The organism is Glutamicibacter sp. BSL13, from assembly GCF_052928425.1.
Genome location: NZ_JAVGCZ010000193.1, coordinates 1 through 1,984, shown reverse-complemented (window position 1 = coordinate 1,984; position 1,984 = coordinate 1). Strand labels below are relative to the sequence as shown.

Annotated in this window: 3 protein-coding genes; all 3 read left to right on the top strand. The window is 73.0% G+C overall.

What is annotated here, in order from left to right; all coding sequences use genetic code 11:
* Positions 1–793: glycosyltransferase (locus RCJ92_RS15740; RefSeq protein ID WP_446755100.1), on the top strand; the 793-nt coding region annotated here is incomplete at its 5' end.
* A complete protein-coding gene (locus RCJ92_RS15735; protein ID WP_343832525.1) occupies positions 793–1,443 on the top strand; it encodes a D-sedoheptulose-7-phosphate isomerase in 651 nt (216 codons plus the stop codon). The genes RCJ92_RS15740 and RCJ92_RS15735, both read left to right, overlap by 1 nt.
* Positions 1,443–1,984, top strand: a 542-nt coding sequence (locus tag RCJ92_RS15730) for a bifunctional heptose 7-phosphate kinase/heptose 1-phosphate adenyltransferase (protein ID WP_446755099.1), incomplete at its 3' end; no start/stop codon positions are given. The genes RCJ92_RS15735 and RCJ92_RS15730, both read left to right, overlap by 1 nt.

Genomic DNA, 1,984 nt, shown 5'->3' with positions numbered 1-1,984 from the left:
CTCCTGGATGGAGCCGGCCGTGGCCCAGGATGTGGACTGCATCGTGGCCACCTGCTCCGATGAGGTGTTCGAGCTGCGTGCCATGGGCGCCGAGGGCCAGCGCATCTCGATCGTGCCGTGCGGGGTGGACACCGACTTGTTCACCGCCCAGGGCCCGGCCGAGGCCCGCGGCCGGCGCTACCGGATCGCCAGCATTGGCCGGCTGGTGCCGCGCAAGGGCGTGGCCACCGTCATCGCCTCCCTGGCCGAACTGGCCAAGCTGGGCATCACCGACATTGAACTGGTGATCATCGGCGGGGCCGGCGGCGCCGGATCCCTGGAATCCGACCCGGAGGCCGCCCGGCTGCGGGACCTGGCCAACGAGCTGGGCGTGGGTGATCAGGTGATCTTCCGCGGCCAGTTGCCGCGCGAGCAGATGCCGCAGCTGATCCGCAGCTGCAACGCCGTGGTCTGCGACCCCTGGTACGAGCCCTTCGGCATTGTGCCGCTGGAAGCGATGGCCTGCGGGGTGCCGGTGATCGCCAGCACCGTGGGCGGGCTGGTGGACACCGTGGTGGATTCGGTCACCGGGCTGCACATCCCGCCACGGGATGAGGCCGCCCTGGCCCAGGCGCTGCAGCGGCTGCTGAACGACGAGCAGTTCGCGGCCCGGATGGGCGCGGCCGGCCGGGAACGGGCGGTCACCCGCTACAGCTGGCAGCGCATCGCCGCCGACACCGAACGGGTGTACGGCCAGCTGGTCTCCCGCCCCTCGGCGGCACGTGATGAACGGATGATGGGAAGGGCACAGTAATGGAACAGGCAGTCAATGCGGCAATCAACCTGGACACGGTGCGCGCCCCGCAGGCGGCGCGGCTGGTCACCGGCCACCTGGACGCGCTGGCCCCGGCGGTCAGCTCACTGCGCGGCTCGGCTGACACCCTGGCCCGCTGGGGCACCGTGCTGGCCCAGAAGCTGGCGGCCGGGCAGCGTCTGCTGGTCGCCGGCAACGGCGGTTCGGCCGCCGAGGCCCAGCACCTGACCGCCGAACTGGTGGGCCGCTTCGACGGGGAGCGCGGGGCCTACTCGGCGATCTCGCTGCACGCCGAGACCTCCGCGTTCTCGGCAATCTCCAACGACTACGGCTACGATCAGTCCTTCGCCCGCCAGGTGCGGGCCCACGGCCGGGAAGGGGACGTGCTGCTGCTGCTGAGCACCAGCGGACGCAGCCCCAACCTGTTGCAGGCCGCCCAGGCCGCCCGCCAGGCGGGCCTGGCCACCTGGGCGCTGGTCGGCCAGGGCCCCACCCGGCTCTCCGACCTGTGCGATGAGAGCGTGGAAATCCAGGGCCCCTCGGCCAACGTGCAGGAATGCCACCTGGTGGCCATCCACGCGATCTGCCGGGTCTTCGACGCGGCCATCGCCGCGCATGAGCGTGAGGCTTCGAAGGGAGCGTGGCAGTGATGCGTATCGCCGTCGTCGGTGACCTGCTGCTGGACCGCGACCTGTCCGGGCAGGCCACCCGGCTCAGCCCCGACGCCCCGGTGCCGGTGGTCGATGTGCAGGATGACAGCTACCGGGCCGGCGGCGCCGGACTGGTGGCCAGAATGCTGGCCGGGGACGGGCACCAGGTGGTGCTGGTCTCCGTGCTCGGGGATGACGCCGCCGCGCACCGGCTGCGCGGGGCGCTGGCGGGCCTGGAACTGGCCTGCGGGCCCTCGGGGGCACCGACCCCGGTCAAGAGCCGGGTGCGCGCCAACGGCCAGGGCGTGGTGCGCTTTGACGAGGGCTGCGCCCTGCCGCCGGTGCCGCAGGCCACCAGCACCATGCTCGGGGCCATCGCCGGGGCGGACGCCGTGGTGGTGGCCGACTACGGGCGCCGGGTGGTGGAGAACCCGCGCATCCGCGCCGCCCTGCAGGCCAAGGCCGCAACCCACCCGGTGGTCTGGGACCCGCACCCGGCCGGGGCCCGGCCGGTGCCCGGCTGCAGCGCGATCACCCCGAA

Coding starts and splice junctions, on each gene's coding strand:
- RCJ92_RS15735 (WP_343832525.1), top strand. CDS start 793: ATGGAACAGGCAGTCAATGCGGCAATCAACCTGGACACGGTGCGCGCC.